Origin of the sequence: Mesorhizobium sp. WSM4312 (assembly GCF_002294875.1) — a bacterium.
Classification (GTDB): Bacteria; Pseudomonadota; Alphaproteobacteria; order Rhizobiales; family Rhizobiaceae; genus Mesorhizobium.
In genome coordinates this window covers 19,617-46,542 of sequence record NZ_NSFU01000030.1, presented here as the reverse complement: position 1 = coordinate 46,542, position 26,926 = coordinate 19,617, and the positions used below count along the sequence as shown (strand labels likewise).

Genomic DNA, 26,926 nt, shown 5'->3' with positions numbered 1-26,926 from the left:
TTTGATGCCTGTCCTTGCCCCAGAACCGCTGCACACTTCTGGGCGAAATGCATCAGCGGTGACCGTACTGGCTGACCAGCTCGGGGTCGCGGACGAGGCCATCGAGCCATGTCGGATCGAGCTTCGGCACGGAGGAGAATAGAAGCTTCGAATAGGGGTGGATGGGCGCCTTCAGTCTGTCGGGCGTGATCTGCTCCACCCGCTCGCCATTGTACATGACCATGATTTCGTCGCAGATCGCTTCGACGACGGAGAGGTCGTGGCTGATGAAAATGTAGGAAAGACCCAACTCGCGCTGCAGCTCCTTGAGCAGTTCGATCACGGCGGCCGCCACCACCGTGTCGAGCGCCGAGGTGATTTCGTCGCAGATGATGAGCTTGGGCCCGGCCGCCAGAGCGCGCGCGAAGTTCACCCGCTGCTTCTGGCCTCCCGAGAGCTCCGACGGGCGACGGTAGCGCAACGTCCGGGGCAGGCGAACCATGTCGAGCAGTTCGTCGACGCGCTTCGAGCGCGCCTGCCGGTCGAGCTGGTGATAGAAGGCCAGTGGCCGGGAGATGATGTCCTCCACAGGCTTGGCCGGATTGAGCGCGGTATCGGCATACTGGAACACGATCTGCATCTCGCGCAGTTGGTCCTGGCTGCGTTTGCCCGCGGCGCGCTCCAGTTGCCTGCCGTCGAAGACGATGTCGCCGGCCGCCGCCGGATGGATGCCGGCGATGACGCGCGCCAGCGTCGATTTTCCGCAGCCGGATTCGCCGATGACGCCAAGATTGCGCCCCTTCTCGACGACCAGGCTGACGGAATTGACAGCGCGGACAAGCGGCAGTCCGTCGGCCCGCAACGAGCCATAGCCGGCGGTCACATTGTCGATACGCAGCAACGGCTTCGTGCCGGCATCCGCGTCCGCATCTGCTTGCCTCGGTTTCGGTTCGAAGGCAGCCAGCAGTTCGCGCGTGTAGGGGTGCTGTGCTGCCGAAAGGATCTGAGCCGTGGTGCCGGCCTCCTGCATTTCGCCGCCCTTCAGCACAACGATGCGATCGGCGATCTGGGCGACGACCGCAAGGTCGTGGGAAACGTAGACACCCGCTATCCCACCGGCCCGCATGACCGACTTGAATGCCTTCAGCACGTCGATCTGCGTCGTCACGTCGAGTGCCGTCGTCGGCTCGTCGAAGATCATCAGCTTGGGATTGCCGATCAGCGCCATCGCAGCCGACAGCCGCTGCAGCTGCCCGCCTGAAACCTGGTGCGGATAACGGGCGCCGATCCCTTCCGGGTCCGGCAGCGACAACGCCCGGAACAGCTCGACCGCGCGCTTTCGTGCCTGCTCCGGCGGCATCAGCCCGTGGATGCGCGTAACCTCGATCACCTGCTCCATGATGGTGGACGAAGGGTTGAAGGAGGCGGCGGCACTTTGCGGAACATAGGCGATGTCGGTGCCGCGCAATTTGGCGCGCTGCTTTTCGGCAAGCGCGGCCATGTTCTTGCCGTTCACATTGATCTCGCCGCCGGTGATCCGGCAGCCGGGCCGCGCATAGCCCATGAGGGAGAGCGCGATTGTCGTCTTGCCCGAGCCGCTCTCGCCGATCAGGGCGACGATCTCGCCGTCGGCGATGTCGAGGCTGACGCCCTTGATGATTTCGACGACGCGTCCGGCGTCGGTCGTCGCCTCGATCCTCAGGTTCCTGACCTCGACGAGATTGGTCATGCGTCCCTGTCCCTGATCTTCTGCGGCAGATTGTCGATCAGCAGGTTGACGCTGATGGTGAGGCTAGCGATCGCCAGCGAGGGAACGATGACAGCGGGAGCTGCGAAGGGCAGGCCGCCTATGTTCTCGCGCACCAGCGCGCCCCAGTCGGCGAGCGGCGGCTGCAGGCCGAGCCCGAGGAAGGACAGGCCGGACAGCAAGAGCACGATGAAGACGAAGCGCAGGCCGAAGTCGGCCAGCACCGGGCGCATGATATTGGGCAGGATCTCTGACCCGATGAGATAGGCGGTGCTTTCGCCGCGGACGCGAGCGACGGTCATGAAGTCCATGGTGTTGATGTTGACGGCGAGCGCCCGCGCGAAGCGGTAGGCGCCCGGTATGTAGATGACGGCGAGCGTCAGGATCAGCGCCGGGATCGACGAGCCGACCGCGGCAACGACCACAAGGCCGAACAGCTTGCTGGGAATGGAGTTCATGGCGTCGAGGAAGCGGCTGAGGCAGGTGTCGAGCCAGCCGCCGGTGACGGCCGCGATCATTCCCAGCACCACGCCGGAAAAGCAGGCGATACAGACGGAGGCGAGCGATATGCCGACGGTGTAGCGCGCACCCATCAGCACCCGCGAGAGCATGTCTCGCCCCAGATAGTCCGAGCCGAGCCATAAGCCCTGACGCATCGGGCCGAAATAATCGTCGTCGACGATGTCGCCGATCGAATGGGGAATGATGGTGGGCGCGAAGATGGCGATCAGCGTCCACGCCAGGATGACCAGCGAGGCGACGACACCCACGAGATTGTAGCTGTGGCCCAGCAAGGACCGTTGGGAAGCTGCCACGCGGGCCATCGTCATCTGAGCCTCGGGTTGGACATGATGGCGATGATGTCGGCGATCGTGATGAGCAGAAGGTAGCCAAGGCAGAAGATCATCGCGCAGCTCTGGATCAGCGGCAGGTCGCGGGTCGCGACCGCATCGACCATCAGCTTGGCGATGCCGGGATAGTTGAAGATCGTCTCCACGATGATGACGCCGCCGACCAGATAGGACAGCGACAGCGCAACCGCGTTGACGATCGGCCCGAGCGCATTGGGAAGTGCGTGCTTGAGCACCATGCGGCCGCGTGAGGCGCCTTTGAGGAGCGCCATCTCGACATAAGGCGTGGACAGCGTTTCGATCACCGCGGCGCGGGTCATGCGGATCATCTGAGCCGAGATGACGAAGGTCAGCGTGATCACCGGCATGGCATAGATGCGCACGAGGTCGGTCAGCGTATGCGCCTCATTGACCGAGGACAGTGCCGGCAGCCATTTGAGATAAACGGCGAAAAGCAGGACCGCGAGGGTCGCGACCATGAATTCGGGCACGGAGATGACGCCGATCGCAAGAATGGTGACGGTGCGGTCGTAGAGGGAGCCGCGCAACATGGCGGCGGTGATGCCGAGCGTCAGCGCCAGGGGCACCGAGAGCAGCGTGGTGATGCCGGCGAGCTCCATGGTGTTGACGAAGCGCCCGCCGATCAGCGCCGCGACCGGCATCTCGTTGGCATAGGAAGTGCCGAGATCGCCGTGGAGCAGGCCGAGAAGCCAGCGCAGGAAGCGCAGGATTGCCGGATCGTTGAGATGCATGGCCTCGCGCAGGCCGGCGACGGCTTCGGGTGTAGCCGCCTGGCCGAGCAGGATCGACGCTGTGTCGCCAGGCAGCATGCTGGTGGCGAAAAACACGGCGAAAAGGACGATCAGAAGTGTAACGACCGCGATTGCCAGCCGCTTCAGCACGAGGTTTAGAACCCCAGACGTCATGGAAGCGCTCCTGCGGTTGCGTTCGGCCAAGCCATGTTGCGCAATCGGTGCCAGGGACCGGCGGTCCGGTCCCTGGCAGGCGCCTCTCAGGCTTCGAGCCAGAGATATTCCGCCATTGCGTAGCCCATCATGCCACCGAGCGGGTTCGCCTCCAAACCCTTCACCTTGCTGGAGAGAGCATCCACGTTGGAAATGTAGGCCGGGATGATGGTGCCGGCCTCCTCGGAGACCATGGTCTGCATCTGGCCGTAGATTTCCTTGCGCTTGGCCTGGTCGAGCGAGCCGCGCGCCTCGACGAGCAGCTTGTCGAACTTCTCGGACTTGTACTGGCTTTCGTTCCAGGGCGCGTTGGAGGCGTAGAGGAGCGAGAACAGGATGTCGGGCGTCGGGCGCGGATTGATGTTGCCGAAATGGATCGGCGCCTTGAGCCAGTAATTGTCCCAGTAGCCGTCGGACGGCACGCGCTGGACATCGAGCTTCATGCCGATATCGGCACCGGCGGCCTGGATGATCACCGCCATGTCGATCGACGACGTCGCGGCATCGGACGCGACCACGGGGATGGACTGACCGAGCAGGCCCGACTTCTGGAAGTGGAACTTGGCCTTGTCCGGGTCGAAGGCCTTCGGCTTGAGGTCGGCATTGTGGAAGATGTTCGCCGGCGAGACAGGCTGGTCGTTGCCGATTTCGCCGAGGCCGCGCAATGCCGATTTGACGATCTGCTCGCGGTTGACGAGGTATTTCATGCCAGCGACGAAGTCGGCCTTATTGCCCGGATCCATGTCGAGCCGGATGTTGAGGTCCGTATAGTTGCCCGAGGTGGTTTTCGACAATTCGAAGCCTTGCTGGCCGCCGATGAGCTTCATCGCGCGCGGATTGATCGAGGCGGCAAAATTGATGTCGCCGGAAAGCAGAGCGTTGACGCGGGCGCTGTCGTCGCTGATGGCGATGAACTCGAAGGAGTCGAGATGTGGCTTGCCCGACTTCCAGTAGTTCTTGTTCTTGGTGACGACCGAACGCACGCCCGGTTCGAACGTTTGCAGCACGAAGGCGCCGGTACCGTTGCCCTTGGAGAAGTCGGTGGTGCCGTCCTGGACGATCATGAAGTGATGCAGCGCCAGGATGGTCGGAAGGTCGGCATTCGGGTCGGCCAGCGTGATTTCGACGGTCGACTTGTCGACTGCCTTGAAGCCGGTCATCTGCGCGGCGATCTTGGCGACTTTGGAGCCGACCGCTTTGTCGAGATGGCGCTTCAGCGAGAAGACAACGTCTTCGGCGGTGAGGTCCTTGCCGTCGTGGAAGGTGACGCCTTTGCGCAGCTTAATGGTCCAGGTCTTGGCGTCCTTGCTGTCGAAGCTATCAGCCAGCTCCATCTGCGTGACGCCATCCTTGTCGAGGAAAGTCAGGCGGTTGTAGAGCGAGCAGCAGCGGACATAGTCGGTCGACAGCGACGCCTTTGCCGGATCGAGCGTGTCGGCGGTCGAGGAGGACCAGCCGGCGGCCTTGAAACTGCCGCCGGAAACGGGCGTGGCGGCGACGGCATTGGTGGCGCGGCCAAGCACCACGCTGCCCGCGGCGAACGCGGCGCCGCCGGCCAGCAGCAGCTTGAGGAGTTCGCGGCGGCTTGCGCCCCGCCGAATGGCATTCTCGACCATGGCATCGTCTGCGCTGGTCCAGTTCGTGATCTTGTCGGTCATATCATTCCCCTTTCTGTTTGTTTTTCCGGGTCGCTCGTCTTGCTGCGGCTTTCCGGGCTTGGGCTCAGGTTCGTTCCTTCAGGCTTTCCCGCACGGCGGCGGCAAGGGCCGCCATTGACGTGAAGTGGTAGTCCGGCGCGGTGAAACGCTTGGGCTCGATCGTGCCGCCGAAACCCTTCTGGGCATGCCGGCGCTCGATCCAGCAATTGGTCATACCAAGCGCCCGGGATATGCCGATGTCGTGGTACTGGCTTTGCGCGACGTGCACGATGTCGTCCTTGCTGTCGCCCTGTGAGGCCACGAAATCGAAGACCTTCTGGAAGAAGGCCGGGTCCGGTTTCTCCGTGCCTGTATCGTCGGCGGTAAAGGTGGCGAAAAAGGGCGATCCGAGCTGCTTCTCGAAATGATCGAGCGCCCAGCGCCTTGCATTGGTCATGGCGATCAATCTGTGCGACTTCGCAAGGTCCGCCAACGCCGCCGCGCTGTCGGGGAAGCTTTGCCAGACGCTGGCCGAATCCCGCAGGCGGACGCCGTATTTCTCCTCGGCCGGCAGGCCGAGCCGCGGCGCGATAACTCTGTAGACACGGACGAGATCGTCGGGAAACAGGCTCGCATGGGGCATGTAGCGGGCCTGCCGGTAAAGGGCCAACGCCTCCTCGCCATCGATCGAAACGCCGGCCTCGGCGGCAATTCCCGCCAGGCAGGTCGTGATCCCGCCTTCGAAGTCGATCAGTGTGCCGACCACATCGAAGGTCATGTATTTGAATTCGCTAAAGCCCCTGGCCAAGACTGGCTCTCCTCTGCGTACGGCCGAATTGCATGTGTTGAACAGAACAAAATTCCGTGCTGTCGAGGGCGTCGGCCCTTTTTGAAGGCCCGGAAATCCGGGCTTTCTGGCCTTGTCTTATGAGCAGTCTGGCACTTCCCCCGCGCTGGATTCGCCGAAAAGGCGTGAGGGGGCGGCACAAAATTGCGAAATCGTCTGCCCCGGCGATATTTCGAGACACGACATATTTCGCCGCCATCATGCCAGGGCCTGGCGGACGTCTGGATCGTCCAGCGTCTGGTCGAGCGTCCGGCGCGTGCGCTCGATGATCGCATCGATGTCGGCATCGGTGCAGCAGAGCGGCGGTGCATAGCCGATAACCCCATGCGCAAAGGCACGGATGATGAGGCCATTGTCCCACGCCCTGTCGAAGACCCGCCGCGCCGGCATGGCCGACGCCGGAAACGGCGTCTTCTTCTGTTTGTCGACCACCAGTTCGATCGCGGCAAGCATGCCGCGGCCGCGCACCTCGCCGACGAGGGGGTGGTCGGTCAGGCTTGCCAGTCCTGCCATAAGGCGGGCGCCGGCCTTGACGCCATTCTCCAGAAGGCCGTCTTCGTAGAGCTTCAGCACCTCGAGCGCGACGGCGGCGCTGACGGGATGGGCGGAATAGGTGTAGCCGTGACCGACGGCCGAGGCGCCCGCGCCATCGGCGATGACGTCGTAGACATGATCGGCCATGAACACGGCGCCCATGGGAACATAGCCCGAGGTCAGACCCTTCGCCGTCGTCATGAAATCGGGAACGATGTCCTCATCGGTGCAGGCGAACAAAGGCCCCGTGCGACCGAAACCGGTGATCACCTCATCGGCGATGAACAGGATGCCGTACTCCCGGCAGAGTTCGCGTATGGCCTTGATCCAGCCTTTCGGTGGAACGATGACGCCACCCGAGCCCTGGATCGGCTCGGCATAGAAGGCGGCGACCCGCTCCGGCCCGATCTGCTCGATCTTGGCCTTCAGCGCGGCGAGCGATGCGGCGATGATCGCGTTGCCGTCCTGGCCGACCGGGTTGCGGTAGGGATAGGGGGAGGGGATCTTGTGCTGCCATTCGAAGGGAATGCCGAAGCCGGCGTGAAAGGCGGGCAGGGCGGTCAGGCCCGCGCCGACCACCGACGAGCCGTGATAACCCTGCTCGATGGAAATGAACTGATCGCGTTTCGGCTCGCCCCTGGCATTCCAGTAGTAGCGGACGAACCGGATCGTACTGTCGACCGCGTCCGACCCCCCAAGCGTGAAAAAGACGTGGTTGAGGTTGCCTGGCGCGCGCTCGGCCAGCTCCGAGGCGAGGCGGATGGCCGGCTCCGAGCCGAGGTCGAAATAGGCGGTGGCGTAGGGAAGCTCTCGCATCTGCCTGGCCGCTGCCTCGACGATGCTGTCATGGCCGTAGCCGGCATTGACACACCACAGCCCCGCGAAACCGTCGAGAAGTTGCCGGCCGGACGCATCGGTGACGGTCGCGCCCTTCGCCGATTTCAACACGCGCACGCCCTGCGCCTCATGACCACGGTATGAAGAGACAGGGTGGATGAGATGGGCGCGATCGAGTTCGATCAGGGAATTGGCGAGCATTGTTGTCCTCCGACTATCCCAGCGCCTGGTTGGCGAGGGCGTAAACTTTTGGCCTGGCCTGCTCCGCAACCGTCTTGGGCGGACGGTCCATGGCTATGCCGCCGCCGACATGGGTGAGGCCGATTTCCTCGAGCCAGCCGGCGATGCCGGTCCCGCTGCCGGTATCCACGCGCAGGAAGGCGCCGGCGCGCGGGGCGGCGAAGAAGCCGATCAGGGCCTTCGCCTCGTCGATACTTCCCGCGATGACCGGACCAATCACCTCGCCGCGTCCGAACGGCCGGATCGCGGCATAGGCCTCGATGGCGCCGTCGCGGCGGATGACGGCGAATTGGCCGCGCTCGGCCAGCGCATCGATCAGTGCTTCACGGTCGGCGCCATAGGCGTCGCGGTCCAGCGCCTTGATTTCAGGCAGATCGCCGATGCTTGCGGCCTCTACGCCATCGGGCTCGCCAAGCTCCGCAACCTTGCCTTGATGCTGCAGAATGGCGCCGGAGGGCACGAACCCCAGTTTCTCATAGAGAGGCATGCCGTCCGCCGTCGCGACGAGCCGCAGCGGACGGTCCCCGGCCAAGGCGAAGGCCTGATCCATGAGCCGGCGCCCAAGCCCCTTGCCGCGCGCGTTCCTGTCGACGATCACCATGTTGATCATGGCGCAATCCGCGCCGTAGGGCGTTACCAGGATAGTTCCGGTGACGCGGCCCTGATCGTCGAGCGCGACCGCACCGTTCGAGAGCTGCAGCGCCATCTGCCAGTCCTGCGGGCGATGTGGCCAATTCTCCTGGCGGGAAAGCACTACGGCTCCCTCGATATGGTCGGGCCCGAAGGCTCGGAGTTCAATGTCGCCCTGCGGCATGAGGCATCCTTCCGTCTGACGACAAGTTTCGGCCATCGGCGTGCCGCAGATCATCTGAAGGCTTTGGCTTGGACAGTATCTTTCGCCGTAGCGCGAGGGGTGTGCCGCATCTTGTGCTGGCACCGTCCGCGGCGGGGGCGCTTCACGCCGCGCGCGGCGCAGCTATCGGCATGCCAGATGCTACAGCGTGCCAAAGCGGATGGCGGATACGGAACTTTCTGCTTTCGGAAGGGCGATTTCGGTCAGGTGGGTCGCGGCCTGCCGCTCTATGATGAAATACATCCCAGCGCGGATGTGCTTCCACCGGAGATCGACGGACATGGCTTCCTTCAGGCCCAAATACATCACCTTCGACTGCTACGGCACGTTGACCTTTTTCCAGATGGCGGAAGCGGCGCGCGACCTCTATGGCAGCCGGCTCGACGAACCGCGCATGCAGGAGTTCATCAAGAATTTCGCGGCGTACCGGCTGGACGAGATTCTGGGCGACTGGAAGCCTTATGCCGACGTGGTCCACAATGCGCTCGAGCGCGCTTGCAAGCGCAACGGCGTCGCCTTCAGCCCGGACGACGCCAGGATGGTCTACGAGCGCGTGCCGACATGGGGACCGCACGCCGACGTCCCGGCGGGCCTGGCGAAGGTCGCCAAGGAAATTCCGCTGGTCATCCTTTCCAACGCGATGAACGCTCAGATCATGTCCAATGTCGAAAAGCTCGGCGCGCCGTTCCATGCCGTCTACACGGCAGAGCAGGCGCAGGCCTACAAGCCGCGTTTCCAGGCTTTCGAATACATGTTCGACAGGCTGGGTTGCGGCCCGGAGGACGTTCTTCACTGCTCGTCCTCTTTCCGCTACGACCTGATGTCGGCACACGATCTCGGCATCAAGAACAAGGTCTGGGTCAATCGCGGCCACGAACCGGCCAACCCGTATTACGGCTATGTCGAGATATCGGACATTTCGGGTCTTGCAGGCGTCGTCGGTCTCTGAAACAGGCGGATTGCCAATGAAGTTCGTCTCCTACTGGCACGACACGGCCCCCGTCTTTTCCGGCGGGGCGCAAGGCCCGGTCGAGGGGCACTACGATGCCGCCGTCATCGGCGGCGGCTTCACTGGTCTCGCCGCCGCGCGCCAATTGGCGAAGGCCGGCGCCAAGGTGGTCGTGCTGGAGGCGGAGCGGGTCGGCTGGGGCGCATCCGGCCGCAATGGCGGGCACCTCAACAACGGCCTCGCCCACAGCTACCTCTCCGCCAAGGCGGAGCTCGGCAAGGAACGCGCAATCGCCCTCTACCGGGCGCTGGACGACTCCGTCGACACCATAGAGGCGCTGGTCGCCGAGGAAGGCATCGACTGCAATTTTCGCCGCGCCGGCAAGCTGAAGCTCGCCTCGAAGCCGCAGCATTTTGCATCAATCGCCCGCAACTTCGAAGCCCTGCATGCCGAGGTGGATCCGGATACGGCGCTGCTGTCGGCGGCGGATCTCAAGTCCGAGATCGGCTCGCCCTTCCACGGCGCGATGCTGTCGAAGAAGAGCGCCATGATGCATATGGGGCGTTATGTGGCTGGTCTCGCCACATCAGCCGTCCGCCACGGCGCCGTGATCCACGAGAATGCGGCGGTCACCGATCGCAAGCAGGCCGGCGGCAGGCACCAACTGACCACCTCGCGTGGCCGCATCAGCGCCGACAATGTGCTGCTGGCGACCGGCGCCTACACCACTCCGAATTTCGGCTACTTCCGCCGCAGGATCATTTCCGTCGGCAGCTTCATCATCGCCACGCGGCCGTTGAGCGACGTCGAGATTGCCGCGACCATGCCGGGCAACCGGACATGCGTGACCTCGATGAACATCGGCAACTATTTCCGACTTTCGCCCGACAGGCGCCTGATCTTCGGCGGCCGCGCGCGCTTTTCGGCGACATCGGACCAGCGCTCCGACGCCAGGAGCGGACAGATACTGCAGGCAGGCCTCGCGGCGATCTTCCCACAACTCGCCAAGGTCGAGATCGATTACTGCTGGGGCGGGCTGGTCGACATGACCAAGGACCGCTTCCCACGCGCCGGCTACCATGACGGCGTCTGGTACGCGATGGGCTATTCCGGCCATGGCGCGCAGCTTTCCACGCACCTTGGCATGATCATGGCCGATGCCATGCTCGGCCGCGAGGACCGCAATCCGCTGAAGGGACTCGAGTGGCCTTCCATTCCCGGCTATTCCGGCAAGCCCTGGTTCCTGCCGATGGTCGGCCTCTACTACAAGGCGCTTGACCGGGTGAGGTAGGCAGTAGGCAGAATCTCCCAATTCCCTGCTGCCAATTACCTACTGCCTATTCCCATGTGGAAGCTCTTCATCTCGAGATATTCCTCGATGCCGGCCTGCGCGCCCTCTCGCCCGAGGCCGGACAGCTTGACGCCGCCGAAGGGGGCGACCTCCATCGAGACCGAGCCGGTGTTGAGACCCACCATGCCGAATTCCAGCGCCTCGCCGACGCGCCAGGCGCGTTTCAGGTTTTCGGTGTAGAAGTAGGAAGCAAGCCCGTAGGGCGTGCCGTTGGCCAGCGTGATCGCTTCTTCTTCCGTCTCGAACCGGAAAAGCGGCGCGACCGGGCCGAACGTTTCCTCACCGGCGAGCTGCATGTCCTTTGTGGCGCCGGTCAGCACCAGCGGCGCGACATATTGAGGGCCGTCCGGCAATCCCGGCCTCTCGGTGATAATCGTTGCACCTTTGGCGAGCGCGTCCTCGACATGGCGGTTTATCTTCTCGACCGCTGCCATGTTGATCATCGGCCCGATGGCGACTCCGGGCTGCGTGCCGGGTCCAACCGTCATGGCGTTGACACGGGCGGAAAGCTTCGCTGCGAAGGTTTCATAGACTCCGGACTGCACGAGGATGCGGTTGGCGCACACACAGGTCTGGCCGCCGTTGCGGAACTTGGAGACGAGAGCGCCCTCGACAGCGAGGTCGAGATCGGCGTCGTCGAAGACGATGAAGGGTGCGTTGCCGCCGAGTTCGAGGCTGAGCCGCTTCACGCTGTCGGCCGCCCCGCGCATCAGCAGCGAACCGACCCGCGTCGAGCCGGTGAAGGAGATCTTGCGCACGGTCTCGTTCGCCATGATCTCATTGCCGATCTCGGCCGGCATGCCGGTGACGATGTTGATGACGCCGGCGGGGATGCCTGCCCGTTCGGCAAGCACGCCGAGCGCCAGCGCCGAATAGGGCGTGAACTCGGACGGCTTGATCACCACCGTGCAGCCGGCGGCCAGTGCCGGCGCGACCTTGCGGGTGATCATCGCGTTGGGGAAGTTCCACGGCGTGATGATGCCACACACACCGACCGGTTCCTTCAGCACGATGATGCGCCGGTCCGGCGTCGGCGAGGGGATGGTGTGGCCATTGATGCGGCGTGCCTCCTCCGTAAACCATTTGACGAAGGAAGCGCCGTAGCGGATCTCGCCCCTGGCCTCGTCCAGCGGCTTGCCCTGTTCGGTCGTCAGGATCAGCGCGAGATCGTCCAGATGCGCAAGCATGAGGCCATGCCAGGCCTCCAGGAGGCCGGCGCGCTCAGCGTTGGTCTTTTTCCTCCAATCCCCATAGGCGGACGCTGCGGCCTCTACGGCCGCGCGAGTCTCCGGACCGGCCATATCGGGCACCGTGCCGATCGCCGCCTGGGTCGCTGGATCGACAACATCGACCGTCTTGCGGGAGCCGGCAGCGACCCATTCACCGCCGATCAGGCCGACTTCGCGGAAGAGACTTTTGTCTTTGAGGTTTTTCATCGAGAACGACCTTGCAATCAGGAGAGCGCGGCGACGACGGCGGCCGTGATGGCCTCCGTTCTGTCTTTGCCCGGAGTGGTTCCAATGCCGCGCGCGGTTGTCGCTTCGACCGCTTGCATGACCCGGTCGGCGGCGGCCGCTTCGCCGAGATGGTCGAGCATCATGGCGCCGGACCAGATGGCGGCGATCGGATTGGCGATGCCCAGATGCGCGATGTCGGGCGCCGAGCCGTGCACCGGCTCGAACATGGACGGCGCCGAGCGATCGGGATCGATGTTGGCCGAGGCGGCGTAGCCGAGCCCGCCCTGGATCGCCGCGCCGATGTCGGTGAGGATGTCGCCGAACAGGTTGGAGGCGACGACCACGTCGAGGCTCTCCGGCGCCATGATCATGCGCGCGGCGAGCGCGTCGACGTGATAGCTGGTCACGGCGACGTCAGGGTACTCCGCGGCCAGCTTTCGCGCGATCTCGTCCCAGAACACCATCGAGTATTTCTGCGCGTTGGACTTGGTGACGGAGGCGAGCTTGCCGCGCCGTGTCCGCGCCTGCTCGAAGCCGAAGCGCAGGATGCGTTCGACGCCGGCGCGGGTGAAGATCGAGGTCTCGACAGCCACCTCGTCCAGCGTGCCTTGATGCACGCGCCCGCCGGCGCCCGAATATTCGCCTTCGGTGTTCTCGCGGATACACAATATGTCGAAGCTCTCGGCCCGCAGCGGGCCTGTCACGCCTGGCAGCAGGCGGTGCGGCCGGATGTTGGCATATTGCACGAATGCCTTGCGGATCGGCAGCAGCAGGCCATGCAGCGAAACGGAATCCGGCACCTCCGCCGGCCAGCCCACCGCGCCTAGCAGGATCGCGTCGAAGCTGCGCAAAGTCTCAATGCCGTCCTGCGGCATCATGCGGCCGGTTTCCTTGTAGAATTTGCAGGACCAGGGGAACTCGGTTCCGGTCAAGGCAAAGCCGGCCTGCCCGGCCGCTGTCTCCAGCACGGACCAGGCGGCGGCGGTCACATCGCGTCCGACGCCGTCACCGGGGATCAGGGCGATCGAATAGGACTTCATCGGCATCTCTTTACAGGCTGATCAGGACGCTCTTTGTCCTGCGGTTGGCGAGATAGGCTTCGCGGCCAAGGTCCTTGCCGATGCCGGAGCGCTTGTAGCCGCCGGTGGGCAGAATATGGTCTCGCGAGCGGCTGTAGCGGTTGACCCAGACGGTACCTGCTTCGAGTTTGCGTGCGAACCGGATCGTGCGGGACAGGTCCGAGGTGAACAGGCCGGAAGCCAGCCCATAGGTCGGATGGCTGGACAGCGCCAGCGCCTCGTCCTCGGTCTCGAAGGTTTGGACTGTCAGGACCGGGCCGAAGATTTCCTCGACGATCGCCGGATTGGCCTGATCGACATTGGCGATCAGCGTCGGCTCATAGAAATAGCCGGGGTCGTCCATAACGTTGCCGCCGCTCAGGCATTCGCCGCCGGCCCCGATCGCGGCCCGCACGATGCCGTCGATACGCGCCCGCTGCCGTTCCGAGATAACAGGTGAATAGTGCGTCGCCTCGTCCCAGGTCGGGCCGGGGCGTGCCGCCTTCATCTTCTCCAGGATCGCGGCCGTCAGCTTGTCGGCGACGCTTTTCTCGACGATCAGACGCGTGCCGGCCACGCAGGCCTGGCCGGCGTTGAAGGTGACGCTGCCGGCGATCGCCGTCGCCGCCTTGTCGAGATCGGCGTCTGCAAAGACGATCTGCGGGCTCTTGCCGCCCAGTTCCAGCGTCATCGACTTGACGCCGGTGCGGGCGACGTTCTCCATGATGGCTGAGCCGGCGCGGGTAGAGCCGGTGAAGGAGACCTTGGCGATTTCGGCATGGCCGGTCAGCGCCGTGCCGGTCGTCGGCCCGTCGCCGAGCACCACGTTGACGAGCCCTGCCGGCAGGCCTGCCTTCACCGCGAGTTGCGCCAAACAGACAGCGGAAAACGGCGTCATCTCGGAGGGCTTCAGCACGACCGCGTTGCCTGCGGCCAGCGCCGGGCCGAGCTTCCAGCCGGCCATCGAGATGGGGAAATTCCACGGCGTTATCGCGCCGACCACGCCGTAGGGCTCGCTCATGATCATGCCGAGAGTGGTGTCGTCGGTAGGCACCAGCTCACTGCCTTCCTTGTCGGCGAACTCAGCGAAGAAGCGGATCTGCTCGGCGGTGACGGCGATGTCGCCGGCGATGAGCTGGCCGACGGGCCGGGTCGAGCACAGCGCCTCGATCCGAGCCAGCGTTGCCGCTTCCGCCTCGATCAGGTCGGCCCAAGCGTGCAGCGCCCTTGTGCGCTCGCGCGGCCTGACGCCCCCCCAGTTGCTGGCCTTCAGCGCCGCCTTGGCGCTTTCCACAGCGCGGTCGACGATATCCGCGTCGGCCACGGGACAGTCGGCATAGACCTTGCCGTCGGACGGACGGCGCATCTCGATCGCACCATCGCCCGCGATAAGCTCTGCGCCGATGAAATGGCCAATCGGGAGGGGAACCGTATCCGGATCGAAGCTCAGGCTCATATCGAGGCTCGGTTCATAGGGTGACCGCTTTCCAGCATTGACTGGAGCGTAGCGCGTACTGCCAGGCAGCATGCGCTGTTCGGTGATCCGTTGCCGATGAATGTTGTGTGCTCGAGGCAAGAGACGGCAAATTCTTCGGCGCAGGCCAGTACGTCATGCAGGTTCCGCTATCCGACCGTCACGTAGATCTTGCGCACCGTCTCGATGGTCTTCCAGACACCGGTGAAACCAGGCTTCATCACGAAGCTATCGCCGGCGCGGTAGGTCACCGCCTCGCCGCCATCGGGCGTGATTTCAATCACGCCCGAGAGGATGTGGCAGAACTCGAAAGTGTCGCCCTTGATTGAGCGCGTTTCCCCAGGCGTCGCCTCCCAGACGCCGGTATGGACGAGGTCGTCCTTGGCGACGTCCTGCGCCCAGGTCTTGAAGGCGGGGTTGCCGGCAATCAGCCGTTCAGGCAGCGCCCCGGATTCGCGCGGGGGAAATGCAGGGCTGGTATCGACGGTCTTGAGCAGGGACAAGGGATGGCCTTTCAGCTTGGATTTCAATAGCCGCGCGACCGGTCGACGAGCCCGATAGGGTCGAGCCCGTCGCGGTGGCGGCGGATGTTTTCGATGACGGCCAGCGCGGCTGTCACGGGTTGGGTGACGCTGGCGACATGCGGGGTCAGCACGATCTTTGGATGCCGCCAGAAAGGATGGCAGGCCGGCAGCGGTTCGGGATCGGTCACGTCGATCATCGCCGCCGAAAGGTGGCCGCTGTCGAGAGCGGCGACAAGCGCCTTGTGATCGAGCTGCGGGCCCCGGCCGGTGTGGACGAGGGCCGCGCCCTTGGGCAGTTTCGCAAACAGGCGGGCATCGAGGAAACCGCGTGTCTCCTCGGTCAGCGGCAGCAGGCAGACCAGTATGTCGCTGGCCGCGAGCATCTCCTCCAGCCCGAGTTCGCCGTGATGGCAGGTCACGCCTTCGATCTGCCGTGGAGAGCGGCTCCAACCGGCGAGCGGAAAGCCGAAGGGCTTCAGGCGGTCAAGGACGGCCTGGCCAAGCTGCCCGAGGCCGAGCACGCCGATCCGGCGCGACCCGGCCTGCAGCTGGGGGATGTCCCGCCATTCGCCGGCGCGCTGCTGCGCCAGATAGGCAGGCAGGCTGCGATGCAGGGCGAGCACGGCCAGCGCCACATACTCCTGCATCATGCGCACGATGCCTTCCTCGATCGTACGCACGATCTTCACCTGCTCCGGTACGCTATCGAGGCGGAACTGGTCGACCCCGGCGCCAATGGAAAACAGGATCTCCAGGTTCCTGTAGCGGGCGAGGTCTTCTGGCGCGGTCCAGGTAATGAGATAGCGCACGGCGTCGGGATCGACCGTTGCGGGGTCCATCGTGAAGGGGACGTCCGGCAGCTCCTTGGCGAAGGCATCGGCGAAGATCGCCCCGCGCCGCGCATCGGAATTGAACAGGAATGTCATTCCGGTTCCCTTCAAGCCGCGCAGCGGGCGCCCAGCGCCTCGATCAATCGCTGGCAGGTGGCGAGTTCGCTGGTGAGTATGTATTCGTCCGGCTTGTGGGCGCGGTCGATGTCGCCCGGTCCGCAGATGATCGCATCGAACCCGGCGGCCTGGTAAAGCCCGGCCTCCGTGCCGTAGCTGACGGCGGCAAGCGGCGCCTCGCCGGTCAAGGCGTGCAGCAGTCCCGCAAGCGGCGCATCTGGCGGCAGCGACATCGCCGGATAGGCGCTCAGCGGCGCCCATTCGATGCGAAAGCCGTGGGCCGCAAGGGCCTCTGCTCGCGCCCTTACAGGCGCCAGCAGGCTGGCGGGGTCGACGCCGGGTATGGCGCGCGCCTCGAGGTCCAGCTTGCAGGTGTCGGGGATGATGTTGACCTGATGTCCGCCAGTCACCACGCCGGCTTGCAGCGAGGAGTAGGGCGGCTCGAAGGCAGGGTCGAACGGACCGTGCGTCAGCTGTTCGGCCTCGGTCACGGCCGCGCTCAGCGCATCGGCCATGGCATGGATGGCGTTGAGCCCAAGATCGGGTCGGGAGGAATGGCCGGAGCGCCCGTTGATGATCACGCGGGCGGCCGCCTTGCCCTTGTGGCCGCGCACGGCGCGCATGCCGCTCGGCTCGCCAACGATAACGCCGAGCGGCTTCGCGCAAAGTCCGGGAAGGCGGGCGATCAAATGCGGTACACCGCGGCACCCCACCTCCTCGTCATAGGAGAAGGCGAGATGGATCGGCCTGGCAAGGTGCATTTTCGCCAAGAGAGGCACCGTCGCGAGCACCGCGGCAAGAAACCCCTTCATATCAGTGGTGCCGCGTCCATAGAGCCGTTCGCCCTCCTTGCGCAGCGCGAAAGGGCTAGAACTCCATCGCGGCTCGCTGGCGGGGACGACGTCCATGTGGCCGGACAGAATATAGCCAGGGACGTTGGCGGGGCCGATCGTCGCGAACAGATTGGACCGGTCGCCTTCCGGCCCTCGGAGCAGGGCAGCCTGCGTCCCGTGCTCTGCGAGATAGGCCTCGATCCAGCCGGCGATATCGCCGTTCGGCTTGCCGGCGACCGACGGAAAGGCGACAAGTCGGTCCAGGATGTCGAAGACGTCCATTCCAGCCCTCAAAGCATTTCGGGTTTGGCATTTCGGGTTTGCCGGGATCGATGCCGTCGGCTACTCGATTTCGGCAGAGGATGTGCGCGTTCTTTCGCGATTGCGTGCCGAAAGCGGAAGTGTTTCAGTTGAATCTAGCGTTGCCGCATGGCTTTCGAGCAAATCGTATCGGTCTGCTTGTTTAGCGTTGGCAGCCGGAAAGTAGCCAGCGACACGTCGCCTTCTAGTACGATAATCTTTCAGGGGCATGGAATTGAAGCCGTCCGGAAGCTTGAAAATCGATACCTTCTCGATGCGGATAGGCGACATCGAAGGCGTTGAGCTGGACCGCTTGCATGCACTCTCGCTCTCCGTGGGATGGCCGCATCGCGCTGAAGACTGGCAATTCCTGCGGCAGTCGGGACACGGGTTCGTGGCGCTCGATGAGATCGGCCGGGTTCTTGGTTCGGCCATGTGGTTCGCGCATGGTACCGATTTCGCGACCGTGGGCATGGTGATCACCTCGCCGCGACTTCAGACGCTGGGGGCGGGGCAATGGCTGATGAAGCGGGTTTTCGAGAACGTCGTCGGCTGCGATCTGCGTCTCAATGCAACGCGCGCGGCAAGGCGGCTCTATCTCTCGCTCGATTTCCAGCCGGAGAAGACCGTCTATCAATGCCAGGGCATCGCCCGCCTGGAGACGACGGGTCGCCCGGCGGACATTCTCGATGTCAGGACCTTGGACCCAAAGGATATTCCGGCAGCGATCGCGCTCGACGCGGCAGGATTTGGCGTGAGGCGGGCGGCGCTCATCGAAAGGCTTTTCGCACACTCGGCCGGCTATGGTCTTTTCAAGGATGGCAGGCTGAGCGCATTCGCGCTCTGCCGGCCATTCGGGAGGGGCCACGTCGTGGGGCCGGTCGTGGCGGAAAGCGACGCCGATGCCGTGGCGATCGTCCGGCCACACGTCCATGACCATTTAGGGTCATTCCTGCGGATCGACACCCATATGGACACTGGCGAGTTCGCCACCTTTCTGTCGCACGCTGGAATGCCAGTCTTCGACACGGTGCTGACCATGTCGCTGGGCAAACGCCTAACCGATTTTGCCGTCGGCGGTGCGACCAGACCGGAGAGCTATGCCCTGGCAAGCCAAACTCTCGGGTAGGTTGTTATTCGACTTTGCGTCAATCGGGCCGTCGGGGTGGTGTCTATCATCGCCCCGTTTGTTTTCAAATTCTTCGGATTCGACGCCCGGTACTACAGGGTCCTCGCTGCCGCTGTCCTGCTCACGACGTTAGTCTTTAATGCGCCTGAGGAGCCAGTCGGGACGCGTTCGGGATTGGACAGGCGCACAGCGGGTTGAAGGCGGCGATGGCGGCAGCGAGCGTCAAGACGTTGCCGATGATCGTCCGTCAGAACTCGGGGAGGGCGAGCAGTTTTGCCCTTGTCGTGATCATCGAGGTTGAATTGATGTGGCGAGAACGGACATGGCGGCGCGGCTTCAGGCTGCGGGCCGAGGTCGAGCGTCGGCTAAAACTCGATCGCAAAGGGCGGATGCGCGACGGGGCTTTTCCGACCACTTGGGCCTTTCGGACATTCAGTCAGCGACCATCCGACCTTCGGTCTTTGTGAGAACAGAACGGAATGTGCGTCCCGAGATCAGCGCTCGGCTAAACCTGCCAAGGTTGCGCCAAGCCGCTTGGAAATTGAAACAATCCAGGTTCGCAGCTCCGGCCCAAAAGGTTTCTCCAGCATTGCCCGGTCCCAGGCCAGGAAATAGGGCTCCGGCAGCCTGATACGCTTGTCGAACGGCGCCACAAGCCTTCCCGAGGCGATGTCGTCGGCGGCCATCGACAGTTGTGCCAGCACGAAGCCCCTGCCGTTGGCCGCAGCATCGATCGCGGCGCTCGACAGGGAAAAGGCGACTTCACCTGATGTCTTGCGGTGCACCGCGCCGATGCTTGCCGCCCATTCCGCCCATGTAGGCGGCGAGCGATGGTCGCGCGCCCATTCGATACTGAGAAGTGGCAGATCGAGGATATCGGCGGGCTTACGGACCGGATGTTTCGCCAGCAGCGCGGGCGAGCAGGCCGGCACCACCCAGTCGGTGAACAACTCGGTGTAGTGCTCGAAATCACGATATTTGGTGCCGTAGGAAATGCGGAAGTCGACCTGTTCGGCGCTCAGCCTTGGCTCTGTCTCGGCGCCGACCAGCCGCACGGTGGCGCCGGGATGGCCGATCTGCCAATCCAGAAGCTGCGGACCGATCCATTTGCTGGCGAGCGACGGCAGGCAGGAGATGGTCAAAGTGTCGGCGAAACGGGCCCGTTCGATGACATCCTGGGCCTCGCGTATCTTTTCGAAGCCGATGGAAACCGCCGCGTGGTAGACGCGGCCCAGCGCTGTAAGGGCGACGCTCCTGCCGCGACGTTCCAGAAGCCGTGCGTCCAAGGCATCCTCGGCCTTGCGAATCTGCTGGCTGACAGCGCCAACGGATACACCGAGCTCGTTTGCCGCGGCCGTCACGCTGCCACGCCTGCCAAACGCCTCAAAGGCCTGTATCGCACGCAGCGGGGGCGTCTTGTTCACCTGGGCAACGATCCTCGGGTCAGCTTGGTTTAGTTTTTCTAAAATAGAACGCAGATGCAAGGCCTATGTCGTCCCCGGTCCGCAAGATATTCGTTTGGGCGTTCACAAGCCTGGGAGGACGCCATGTTTCTTCGAAACTGCTGGTACGTTGCCGCATGGGACCATGAGGTTGCCGACCGGCTGGTGCCGACGCGGATTCTTGGCGAGGACATTGTCCTCTACCGCCGCACCGACGGCGCGGTGGCTGCACTCGAAGACGCTTGTCCGCACCGCAAGCTGCCGCTGTCGATGGGCCGCATCAAGGGCGATACGGTCGAATGCGGCTACCACGGCCTGACCTTCGACAGCACGGGAACTTGCACGCGGGTGCCGGGCGCCGAAAAGATACCGCATGTCGCCTGCGTTCGTTCCTATCCGATCGCCGAGCGCTACGGCTTGCTCTGGGTCTGGATGGGCGAGGCGTCAAAGGCCGACCCCGCGCTGATTTTCGCCGTCGACCATTGGGGCGATCCGGCATGGGGCGTCAATCGCGGCGAGTCCATGGCGCTCGATTGCAACTATCTCTACATGACCGACAACCTGCTCGACCCCTCGCATGTGTCGTGGGTCCACCAGTCGTCCTTCGGCGGCGTCCAGGCCATGGAGGATGCACCGCTCGAAACCACCGTGGGCGCCGACGGCGTGACCGTATGGCGCTGGGTGGTCGATGCCGCGCCGGCGCCCTTCTATGCGCCTTTCCTCAAATTCTCCGGCAATTGCGACCGCAAGCAGCACTATGAGGTGCGCTACCCCTCCAACGCGATCATCAAGGCGATCTTCGTGCCCGCCCGCACCGGCGGCGAAGGCAAGCCGCTGCACGAGGACGTGTTCCTCATGGACAGCTACAATTTCATGACGCCGGTCGATGAGAACCAGACCAAATATTACTGGTTCCAGATGCGCAATTTCGCCCCGGACGATCTGGAGGTTTCGCGCCAGTTCGCCACCTCCGTGCGCGGCGCTTTCGATGAGGATCGCACCGTGCTCAATGCGGTGCACAAGGGCATGGCCAACAAGCGCACACCCAATCTCGATCTCAAGATCGATGTCGGGCCACTGCGCTTCCGCCGCAACCTGGCCAAGCTGATCGCCAGCGAGGGTCAGCAATTGGCGGCCGCCGAATGAACGCATTCACCGCTCGCGACACTATCGCAAGAAGCGGATTTCGCGACCTGAAGGTGGTCGCGAAGGTGCGCGAAAGCGCCATCATCACGTCGTTCCATATCGAGCCGGTCAATCCAGAGGACTGGCGCGACTTCGAGCCAGGGCAGTTCCTGGTGTTCAAGATACCTATGCCGCAGGGAGCCGGCGAAAAGGCATATGTGCTGCGCAACTACAGCGTCTCCTGTTCCCCGGCCGCTAAGGGTCGCTACCGGATCAGCGTGAAGCGTGAAGCAGCACCCGCGCCGGGTCTGCCCGACGGAGCAAGCTCGTGCTTCCTGCATGACCGGATCGACGTTGGCGATGTACTCCAGGCCGAAGGGCCACGCGGCGATTTCGTGCTCGACAAGGCCAGCAGCCGTCCGGTGGTGCTGCTCAGCGGCGGCGTTGGGCTGACGCCGATGGTATCGATGCTGCATGCGCTGGCTGCAATGCCGGATCGCCGTGCCGTCTTCATTCACGCCTGCGAGAACGGCGATGTGCATGCCTTGCGTGATGAAGTCGCGGGCCTTGTCGCAACACGGCCTGGTCTGCGCGCCCACTATTGTTACCGGTTTCCGTCGGAGCGCGACAGGGCCCGCGGGCACTTCCACAGCGAAGGCATGATTTCAAAGGACGTGCTGCAGCGTCTGCTGCCGATCGACGACTATGATTTCTACCTTTGCGGCCCGCCGCCTTTCATGCGGGCGGTCTACGTCATGCTGCGCGGGCTTGGCGTGCCGAAGCCTCGCATCGCATACGAATTTTTCGGCCCGGCAACAGTGCTGGAGCCTGATGCCGCCCGAGCCCCTCCCGCGCTGGCGCAGCAGGCACGGATCGAGCCGGCGGGCGAGGTGGCCACTGTGGAGTTCCGAAAATCGGGCCTGACGGCGGTCTGGGATGGCAAGGTGGCATCGCTCCTCGACTTTGCCGAGGACCAGGGTCTGGCGCCGGAATTCAGCTGCCGGTCCGGCATCTGCGGGACATGCAAGTCGCGGCTGGTTTCGGGTGAAGTCGCCTATTTTGAAGAACCCCTGGACGAGCTGGGAGCAGGCGAAGTGCTGCTGTGCTGCTCCAGGCCGAGCGGATCAGTCGTCCTGGATATTTGACAAGATCTTGATGCCGCGTCTGGGCGCGGGGAAACGGAAGTCGGGATTTGGAACAGTCGGTCAAACCAGCGTCGAGCCTGCCGCTCAATCCGCATATCGCGGCCTTGCCACCTTACAATGCAGGCATGAACATCGCGATGGCACGGAAGCTGAGTGGCCGTCACGACATTGCCCGGCTGGCCAGCAACGAGAACCCGGATGGCTGCTCTCCGGCCGTCATGGCCGCATTGTCCTCCTCATCCTTCGAACCATGGCGCTATGCCGATCCGGCCTGCACGGCGTTGCGAGCAGCACTTGGCGAAAGACTTCGTGTCGATCCCGGGCTGATCGTTGCCGGCAACGGCTCCGAGGAGATGATCGCCGCCATCTCGCGCGCCGTCCTGGTGCCGGGCACCACTGTCGTGACCACGGTGCCGAGCTTCGGCTTGCATGAGATAGAGCCCCTGGCGGCAGGGGCCGATGTCATCAAGGTGGCGATGACACCCGAAATGGGGTTCGACCTTGCCGCGCTTGAAACGGCGATCGCCGCCAGGCCGCGTCTCGTTTTCATATCCTCGCCCTGGAATCCGGTTGGGCCGGGGCTCGACCATTCCAGCCTGCAACGGCTGATCGGCGCGGTACGGCCAGGCACCCTTCTTGTCCTCGACGAAGCCTATTTCGAATTCGCCGATGCCGGCGCGCCCGACGGCATCGAGGTCCTGCGCGGCAGCGGCATCGACCATGTGGTGCTGCGGACGTTCTCGAAAGCCTATGGCCTGGCGGGGCTGCGCGTCGGCTATGCCGTCTGCTCCGGCCTCGAGCTGGCAAGAGTGATTGCCGCCGCCAAGACGCCATTCAACGTCAATGCGGCGGCGCAGACCGCGGCCATCGCTGCACTCGCCGACGAAAGCTGGATGAAGGCGTCGGCCGACCGCGTCAGGGCCGAGCGCGTGCGCACCGCCACCGGGCTTGCCGGCCTTGGCCTGCGGGTCGCGCAGTCGCAGACAAACTTCCTTTTCTTTGACTGCAAAGGCGACAGTTCGAGCCTTGCCGCTGCCCTCCTGGAGCAGGGGATCATTGTCAAGGCGTGGCGCGAAGCCGTTTATGAGCACTATCTGCGCGCCACTATCGGGCTGCCGGCTGACAATGACCGGCTGATCGCAGCGCTTCAGGGGTTGATGGCGCAATGAGCGGCCTCGTGTCTCCAAGGCAAACGATACCCGACGAACGGGCGGTCCCGCTTTTGGTTGTCGACGCGATGCGCGAGGCCGTTGGCGCCGCGAACGTACGCACCAGTGACGCGGATTGCGGCGCCGGCATCGTCGTCACGCCTTCATCGGCCGCCGAAATCGCGGCGGTGGTGCGCATCTGCCGCCAGAACGAGGTTCCGGTGGTGCCGCAAGGCGGGAAGACCGGCCTGGTCGGCGGCGACGTTTCGTGGCCAGGCGAGATCGTTCTTTCCATGGCGCGCATGAATCGCATCGAGCGGCTCGATCCGCTTGAACGCGTGGCGGTGGTCGGTGCCGGCGTCACCCTCGAAGCCTTGCAGACGGCCGCGCGCGAACACCGGCTGGAGCCGGGCATCGACCTTGCCGCGCGCGGCTCGGCGACGATCGGCGGCATGGTGTCGACCAACGCCGGTGGGGTGATGGCCTTTCGCAACGGCGTCATGCGCCACCGCGTGCTTGGCCTCGAGGCCGTGCTGGCCGACGGATCGGTCTATTCCGACCTGACACGGGTGGTGAAGAATTCCGCCGGCTATGATCTGAAGCATCTCTTTATCGGCGCCGAGGGCACGCTCGGCATCGTCACCCGAGTGGCCGTCAAGCTCGATCCTTCACCGCGCGCCACAGCGACCGCGCTGTTCGGGCTGCCATCGGTCGAGGCGGCCCTGCGGACAACTCGGCTGGCGCTTGAATCGGATGCCGGGCATCTGCGCGCGGCCGAGGCGATGTGGACCTCGTATTTCAGCCTGGCCGCCGCCGCGCATGAATGGTCTGAACGCAGTGTGCCGCTCGATCAGCCGCTGTTCCTGCTGCTGTCGCTTGGCGGCGCGCGCGAAAGCGCGCTGCGCGAGGACTTCGAGCGGATCTATTTGGAGACGATGCAGCAGTATCCTGAAGCGACCGGCATCATCGCCGACTCGCGGCGGCAGGAAGACGACCTGTGGCGGCTGCGCGAGGACACCAGCGTGCTCTACCGCGCTCATCCCCACGCGCCTTCCTTCGACGTGTCTGTCCCATTGTCGGAAATTCCGGCCTATCTCGACAGAATCCTGCCCGGGCTCGCCGCCGTCGAACCGGATCTTGCACCCTATGTCTTCGGACATCTCGCCGATGGGAACCTGCACATCATCCTCAACCGGAGGGGCCCGCTGGCGCCTGACGTGGCGATCGCTGTCGAGCGCGTCCTCTATCAGCAGCTCGGGGAGATTGGCGGTTCCTTTTCCGCCGAGCACGGAGTTGGGTCAAAACGCATCCATTCCCTGCTGGCGACAGCTGACCCGACAAAGCTCGACGCGATGGAGCGCGTGAAACGAGCGCTGGACGAGCGGTCGATCATGAACCCCGACAAGGTGCTTCCCCGCGATGCCTGGTTCGTTCGGTCCTCAAGCCCATCCCCTTCCGGCAATGAGAACCGATTGCCCCCCAAGAACACGAGCGACCTCGACGATGAGTAGCCCCATGCCGCAACCGCAGGGAATGAACGGATTGACCGCAACCACCCGACGTCCCGTGGGATCAGCGACGCGCCATGATGAGCCGGCACTAGCCTATCCCGGCGACTTTGCCGCCTTGCGCCAGGGCTTTCGCGAAGCGGCGGAGCGGGCGGGCGCAGAACTGTCCGAGTATGTCCATCCGCTGAACGGACCGGATGGCGAGACGCTGGCGACAGATGTGGCGCTGCTGGGCCGACGCGATGCGCGCAAGCTGATCGTGGTCATCTCGGGCACGCATGGCGTCGAGGGACCGTTCGGCTCGACCTGCCAGACCGCCTGGCTTGGCCAGAAAAACCTGCGGCGCTTGCCTGACGACATCGCGATCCTTGCCATCCATCTCATCAATCCCTGGGGCACGGCGTGGTTGCGGCGCGTCAACGAAGACAATGTCGACCTCAACCGCAACTTCATCGACTGGTCGGCGAGTGCTCCGGTCAACAACGGCTATGCCGGTCTCCACGACGCCGTGGCATACCGCGAGTGGGAAGGGCCGGATCGAATAGCGGCTGACGAGAAGCTCGCGGCGGCGCGCAAGAGGCTTGGGCACGCCGGGCTGGCGGCGATTATCGAGGCAGGCCAATATGAGTTCGCCGACGGGATGTTCTATGGCGGCGGCGGCCCTGTCTGGTCGAATCGGACGTTGAACGAAATCCTGAAGACCTTTGCCGCCAAGGCGCGGCAGGCCATCGTCTTCGACCTGCATACGGGAGCGGGGCCTTACGGTTATCCGGCACTGCTTTCGGTGGCGAGTTCCGAGCATGCCGGTCTTGCCTGGGGCAAATCCATCTTCGGGCCAGCGCTGACGACCGTGCTGACAGGCCCGGGCGCCAAGACAGGCACCGGCATCGCGGCGACGGCGACTGGCTATGTCTCGGACGCCGTGCGCAAGGCAATGCCGAACGCGCGCGTGCTGCCGCTTGTCGTCGAATGCGGCACCCTGGAGGGGCCTGCCGTCATGGAAGCGGTGCAGGCCGACAACTGGCTGCATCTGTTCGGCAAGCTCGATTCGCCGCTCGGCAAGCGGATCCGGGAGACGCTGCGCTCGGCCTTCATTCCGGATGATCCGGATTGGCAGCGCGCCTGCCTGTCCAGCAGTCTGCGCCATTTCGACCGTGCGCTGGCGGACCTGAAGGCGGTCGAGCTGGATCAGGACGAAGCCATCAAGGGCGAACCGTCGCCACCCACCGTTCGCGCTGAGGTTGCCGATCCGGCGCCCGCTGACGAAGCAAAGATCACGACGCCGGCCGTACAGATCGACGAGCTTCACAAGAGCTTCGGCTCGCTTCTGGTGTTGAAGGGCGTCAATCTTACCGCTCACGCCGGCGAAGTGATTTCCATGATCGGCTCGTCAGGCTCGGGCAAGAGTACATTCCTGCGCTGCATCAATCTTCTGGAACAGCCGGACGGCGGAAAGGTCGCCATCGACGGCGAGGTAATCAAGATGAAGCCGGTGTCGAACGGCCGTCTTGGTCCGGCCGACATGGCGCAGGTCGAGCGTATCCGCGCGCGCGTCGGCATGGTGTTTCAGAACTTCAATCTATGGCCGCACATGACGGTGGTGGAAAACATCGTCGAGGCGCCCCGGCACGTGCTGAAGGAACCGCGCGAGAAGGCCATCGAACACGCGCACGCCTTGCTGAAGAAGGTCGGGCTCGCCGACAAGCACGCCCACTATCCCGGCCAGTTATCCGGCGGCCAGCAGCAACGGGCGGCGATCGCCCGCACGCTGGCGATGCGGCCCAAGGTCATCCTCTTCGACGAGCCGACTTCGGCGCTCGATCCCGAGCTGGTCGGCGAGGTGCTGCGGGTGATCCGCCAGCTGGCGGAGGAAGGCAACACCATGATCCTCGTGACGCATGAAATGCAGTTCGCGCGCGAGGTCTCCCACAAGGTTCTGTTTCTCCACCAGGGAAAGGTGGAGGAAGAGGGTGCGCCAGCGGAGCTGTTCGGCAGTCCGCGCTCCGAGCGTCTGCGCCAATTCCTGGCCCGGACACTGTGAGGAAG

General features: G+C 64.2%; 24 protein-coding genes. 9 read left to right on the top strand and 15 right to left on the bottom strand.

Annotation, left to right across the window (positions count from 1 at the left end; all coding sequences use genetic code 11):
- Positions 1-52: 52 nt before the first annotated feature.
- The 8 genes from CK228_RS32105 to CK228_RS35540 form a co-directional block, all read right to left on the bottom strand.
- Positions 53-1,708 (bottom strand): ABC transporter ATP-binding protein, encoded by a 1,656-nt coding sequence (locus tag CK228_RS32105; protein WP_095790425.1) that lies wholly within the window; start codon positions 1,706-1,708, stop codon positions 53-55.
- Positions 1,705-2,556 (bottom strand): ABC transporter permease, encoded by an 852-nt coding sequence (locus tag CK228_RS32100; protein WP_095775964.1) that lies wholly within the window; start codon positions 2,554-2,556, stop codon positions 1,705-1,707. Before CK228_RS32100 ends, CK228_RS32105 begins: the two co-directional genes overlap by 4 nt.
- Positions 2,553-3,503 (bottom strand): ABC transporter permease, encoded by a 951-nt coding sequence (locus CK228_RS32095; protein ID WP_095775982.1) that lies wholly within the window; start codon positions 3,501-3,503, stop codon positions 2,553-2,555. The genes CK228_RS32100 and CK228_RS32095 overlap by 4 nt, the downstream gene beginning before the upstream one ends.
- A gap of 86 nt (positions 3,504-3,589) precedes the next feature.
- Entirely contained in the window at positions 3,590-5,200 is a 1,611-nt protein-coding gene (locus CK228_RS32090) for an ABC transporter substrate-binding protein (RefSeq protein WP_095790424.1), read from the bottom strand.
- A 64-nt stretch (positions 5,201-5,264) separates the two neighbouring features.
- Positions 5,265-5,987: an HAD-IA family hydrolase gene (locus tag CK228_RS32085; RefSeq protein ID WP_095790423.1), complete on the bottom strand. Its 723-nt coding sequence runs from the start codon at positions 5,985-5,987 to the stop codon at positions 5,265-5,267.
- Positions 5,988-6,224: 237 nt separating this feature from the next.
- On the bottom strand, positions 6,225-7,598 hold the full coding sequence (locus CK228_RS32080; protein WP_095790422.1) for an aspartate aminotransferase family protein: 1,374 nt from the start codon (positions 7,596-7,598) through the stop codon (positions 6,225-6,227).
- A 13-nt stretch (positions 7,599-7,611) separates the two neighbouring features.
- Positions 7,612-8,451: a GNAT family N-acetyltransferase gene (locus tag CK228_RS32075; protein WP_095790435.1), complete on the bottom strand. Its 840-nt coding sequence runs from the start codon at positions 8,449-8,451 to the stop codon at positions 7,612-7,614.
- A gap of 180 nt (positions 8,452-8,631) precedes the next feature.
- Positions 8,632-8,772, bottom strand: a complete 141-nt coding sequence (locus CK228_RS35540) for a hypothetical protein (RefSeq protein WP_179296112.1) — start codon at positions 8,770-8,772, stop codon at positions 8,632-8,634.
- Between CK228_RS35540 and CK228_RS32070 the strand changes: the two genes are divergently transcribed.
- Together CK228_RS32070 and CK228_RS32065 are read left to right on the top strand one after the other, a co-directional pair.
- Positions 8,771-9,439, top strand: a complete 669-nt coding sequence (locus CK228_RS32070) for a haloacid dehalogenase type II (RefSeq protein WP_095790421.1) — start codon at positions 8,771-8,773, stop codon at positions 9,437-9,439. The two genes, CK228_RS35540 and CK228_RS32070, sit on opposite strands and share 2 nt — an antisense overlap.
- A gap of 16 nt (positions 9,440-9,455) precedes the next feature.
- Positions 9,456-10,730, top strand: coding sequence for an FAD-binding oxidoreductase (locus tag CK228_RS32065; protein WP_095790420.1), 1,275 nt, complete (start codon positions 9,456-9,458; stop codon positions 10,728-10,730).
- Positions 10,731-10,765: 35 nt separating this feature from the next.
- Here CK228_RS32065 and CK228_RS32060 read toward each other — a convergent pair whose 3' ends face one another.
- The 6 genes from CK228_RS32060 to argE all read right to left on the bottom strand — a co-directional run bounded on the left by CK228_RS32060 (position 10,766) and on the right by argE (position 17,365).
- Positions 10,766-12,226: an NAD-dependent succinate-semialdehyde dehydrogenase gene (locus CK228_RS32060; RefSeq protein WP_095790419.1), complete on the bottom strand. Its 1,461-nt coding sequence runs from the start codon at positions 12,224-12,226 to the stop codon at positions 10,766-10,768.
- Between the two features lie 17 nt (positions 12,227-12,243).
- A complete protein-coding gene (locus CK228_RS32055; RefSeq protein WP_095790418.1) occupies positions 12,244-13,287 on the bottom strand; it encodes a tartrate dehydrogenase in 1,044 nt (347 codons plus the stop codon).
- 10 nt (positions 13,288-13,297) lie between these two features.
- Positions 13,298-14,761, bottom strand: coding sequence for an aldehyde dehydrogenase family protein (locus CK228_RS32050; RefSeq protein WP_095790417.1), 1,464 nt, complete (start codon positions 14,759-14,761; stop codon positions 13,298-13,300).
- Positions 14,762-14,928: 167 nt separating this feature from the next.
- On the bottom strand, positions 14,929-15,282 hold the full coding sequence (locus CK228_RS32045; protein ID WP_095775980.1) for a cupin domain-containing protein: 354 nt from the start codon (positions 15,280-15,282) through the stop codon (positions 14,929-14,931).
- A gap of 23 nt (positions 15,283-15,305) precedes the next feature.
- A complete protein-coding gene (locus CK228_RS32040; RefSeq protein ID WP_095790416.1) occupies positions 15,306-16,229 on the bottom strand; it encodes a glyoxylate/hydroxypyruvate reductase A in 924 nt (307 codons plus the stop codon).
- A gap of 11 nt (positions 16,230-16,240) precedes the next feature.
- The gene (argE, locus tag CK228_RS32035) at positions 16,241-17,365 is read right to left on the bottom strand and encodes an acetylornithine deacetylase (RefSeq protein WP_095790415.1); all 1,125 of its coding nucleotides are present in this window, start codon (positions 17,363-17,365) and stop codon (positions 16,241-16,243) included.
- Positions 17,366-17,612: 247 nt separating this feature from the next.
- On the opposite strand from argE, the gene CK228_RS32030 reads away from it, so the two are divergent.
- Positions 17,613-18,512 carry a GNAT family N-acetyltransferase gene (locus tag CK228_RS32030; RefSeq protein WP_095790414.1) on the top strand — a complete coding sequence of 300 codons (900 nt, stop codon included), beginning with the start codon at positions 17,613-17,615 and terminating at the stop codon, positions 18,510-18,512.
- A 206-nt stretch (positions 18,513-18,718) separates the two neighbouring features.
- A complete protein-coding gene (locus CK228_RS32025; RefSeq protein ID WP_143750647.1) occupies positions 18,719-18,979 on the top strand; it encodes a hypothetical protein in 261 nt (86 codons plus the stop codon).
- Between the two features lie 27 nt (positions 18,980-19,006).
- On the opposite strand, the gene CK228_RS32020 is transcribed toward CK228_RS32025, so the two are convergent.
- Positions 19,007-19,936 (bottom strand): LysR substrate-binding domain-containing protein, encoded by a 930-nt coding sequence (locus CK228_RS32020; protein WP_095775952.1) that lies wholly within the window; start codon positions 19,934-19,936, stop codon positions 19,007-19,009.
- Positions 19,937-20,059: 123 nt separating this feature from the next.
- On the opposite strand from CK228_RS32020, the gene CK228_RS32015 reads away from it, so the two are divergent.
- The 5 genes from CK228_RS32015 to CK228_RS36410 are packed head-to-tail and all read left to right on the top strand — an operon-like array spanning position 20,060 to position 26,921.
- The gene (locus CK228_RS32015; protein ID WP_095790412.1) at positions 20,060-21,100 is read left to right on the top strand and encodes an aromatic ring-hydroxylating dioxygenase subunit alpha; all 1,041 of its coding nucleotides are present in this window, start codon (positions 20,060-20,062) and stop codon (positions 21,098-21,100) included.
- Positions 21,097-22,224: a 2Fe-2S iron-sulfur cluster-binding protein gene (locus tag CK228_RS32010; RefSeq protein ID WP_095790411.1), complete on the top strand. Its 1,128-nt coding sequence runs from the start codon at positions 21,097-21,099 to the stop codon at positions 22,222-22,224. The genes CK228_RS32015 and CK228_RS32010 overlap by 4 nt, the downstream gene beginning before the upstream one ends.
- Before the next feature lie 47 nt (positions 22,225-22,271).
- The gene (gene hisC, locus CK228_RS32005; RefSeq protein ID WP_095790410.1) at positions 22,272-23,393 is read left to right on the top strand and encodes a histidinol-phosphate transaminase; all 1,122 of its coding nucleotides are present in this window, start codon (positions 22,272-22,274) and stop codon (positions 23,391-23,393) included.
- On the top strand, positions 23,390-24,883 hold the full coding sequence (locus CK228_RS32000; protein ID WP_095790409.1) for an FAD-binding oxidoreductase: 1,494 nt from the start codon (positions 23,390-23,392) through the stop codon (positions 24,881-24,883). Before hisC ends, CK228_RS32000 begins: the two co-directional genes overlap by 4 nt.
- Before the next feature lie 22 nt (positions 24,884-24,905).
- Positions 24,906-26,921 carry a DUF2817 domain-containing protein gene (locus tag CK228_RS36410; protein ID WP_095790408.1) on the top strand — a complete coding sequence of 672 codons (2,016 nt, stop codon included), beginning with the start codon at positions 24,906-24,908 and terminating at the stop codon, positions 26,919-26,921.
- Positions 26,922-26,926: the final 5 nt, after the last annotated feature.

Coding starts and splice junctions, on each gene's coding strand:
- CK228_RS32095 (WP_095775982.1), bottom strand. CDS start 3,503: ATGACGTCTGGGGTTCTAAACCTCGTGCTGAAGCGGCTGGCAATCGCG.
- CK228_RS32000 (WP_095790409.1), top strand. CDS start 23,390: ATGAGCGGCCTCGTGTCTCCAAGGCAAACGATACCCGACGAACGGGCG.
- CK228_RS32030 (WP_095790414.1), top strand. CDS start 17,613: ATGGAATTGAAGCCGTCCGGAAGCTTGAAAATCGATACCTTCTCGATG.
- CK228_RS32080 (WP_095790422.1), bottom strand. CDS start 7,598: ATGCTCGCCAATTCCCTGATCGAACTCGATCGCGCCCATCTCATCCAC.
- CK228_RS32060 (WP_095790419.1), bottom strand. CDS start 12,226: ATGAAAAACCTCAAAGACAAAAGTCTCTTCCGCGAAGTCGGCCTGATC.
- CK228_RS32015 (WP_095790412.1), top strand. CDS start 20,060: ATGTTTCTTCGAAACTGCTGGTACGTTGCCGCATGGGACCATGAGGTT.
- CK228_RS32070 (WP_095790421.1), top strand. CDS start 8,771: ATGGCTTCCTTCAGGCCCAAATACATCACCTTCGACTGCTACGGCACG.
- CK228_RS32075 (WP_095790435.1), bottom strand. CDS start 8,451: ATGCCGCAGGGCGACATTGAACTCCGAGCCTTCGGGCCCGACCATATC.
- CK228_RS32010 (WP_095790411.1), top strand. CDS start 21,097: ATGAACGCATTCACCGCTCGCGACACTATCGCAAGAAGCGGATTTCGC.
- CK228_RS32065 (WP_095790420.1), top strand. CDS start 9,456: ATGAAGTTCGTCTCCTACTGGCACGACACGGCCCCCGTCTTTTCCGGC.
- CK228_RS36410 (WP_095790408.1), top strand. CDS start 24,906: ATGAACGGATTGACCGCAACCACCCGACGTCCCGTGGGATCAGCGACG.
- CK228_RS32050 (WP_095790417.1), bottom strand. CDS start 14,761: ATGAGCCTGAGCTTCGATCCGGATACGGTTCCCCTCCCGATTGGCCAT.
- CK228_RS32090 (WP_095790424.1), bottom strand. CDS start 5,200: ATGACCGACAAGATCACGAACTGGACCAGCGCAGACGATGCCATGGTC.
- CK228_RS32055 (WP_095790418.1), bottom strand. CDS start 13,287: ATGAAGTCCTATTCGATCGCCCTGATCCCCGGTGACGGCGTCGGACGC.
- CK228_RS35540 (WP_179296112.1), bottom strand. CDS start 8,772: ATGTCCGTCGATCTCCGGTGGAAGCACATCCGCGCTGGGATGTATTTC.
- CK228_RS32105 (WP_095790425.1), bottom strand. CDS start 1,708: ATGACCAATCTCGTCGAGGTCAGGAACCTGAGGATCGAGGCGACGACC.
- CK228_RS32100 (WP_095775964.1), bottom strand. CDS start 2,556: ATGACGATGGCCCGCGTGGCAGCTTCCCAACGGTCCTTGCTGGGCCAC.
- CK228_RS32040 (WP_095790416.1), bottom strand. CDS start 16,229: ATGACATTCCTGTTCAATTCCGATGCGCGGCGCGGGGCGATCTTCGCC.
- argE (WP_095790415.1), bottom strand. CDS start 17,365: ATGGACGTCTTCGACATCCTGGACCGACTTGTCGCCTTTCCGTCGGTC.
- CK228_RS32025 (WP_143750647.1), top strand. CDS start 18,719: ATGGCGGCAGCGAGCGTCAAGACGTTGCCGATGATCGTCCGTCAGAAC.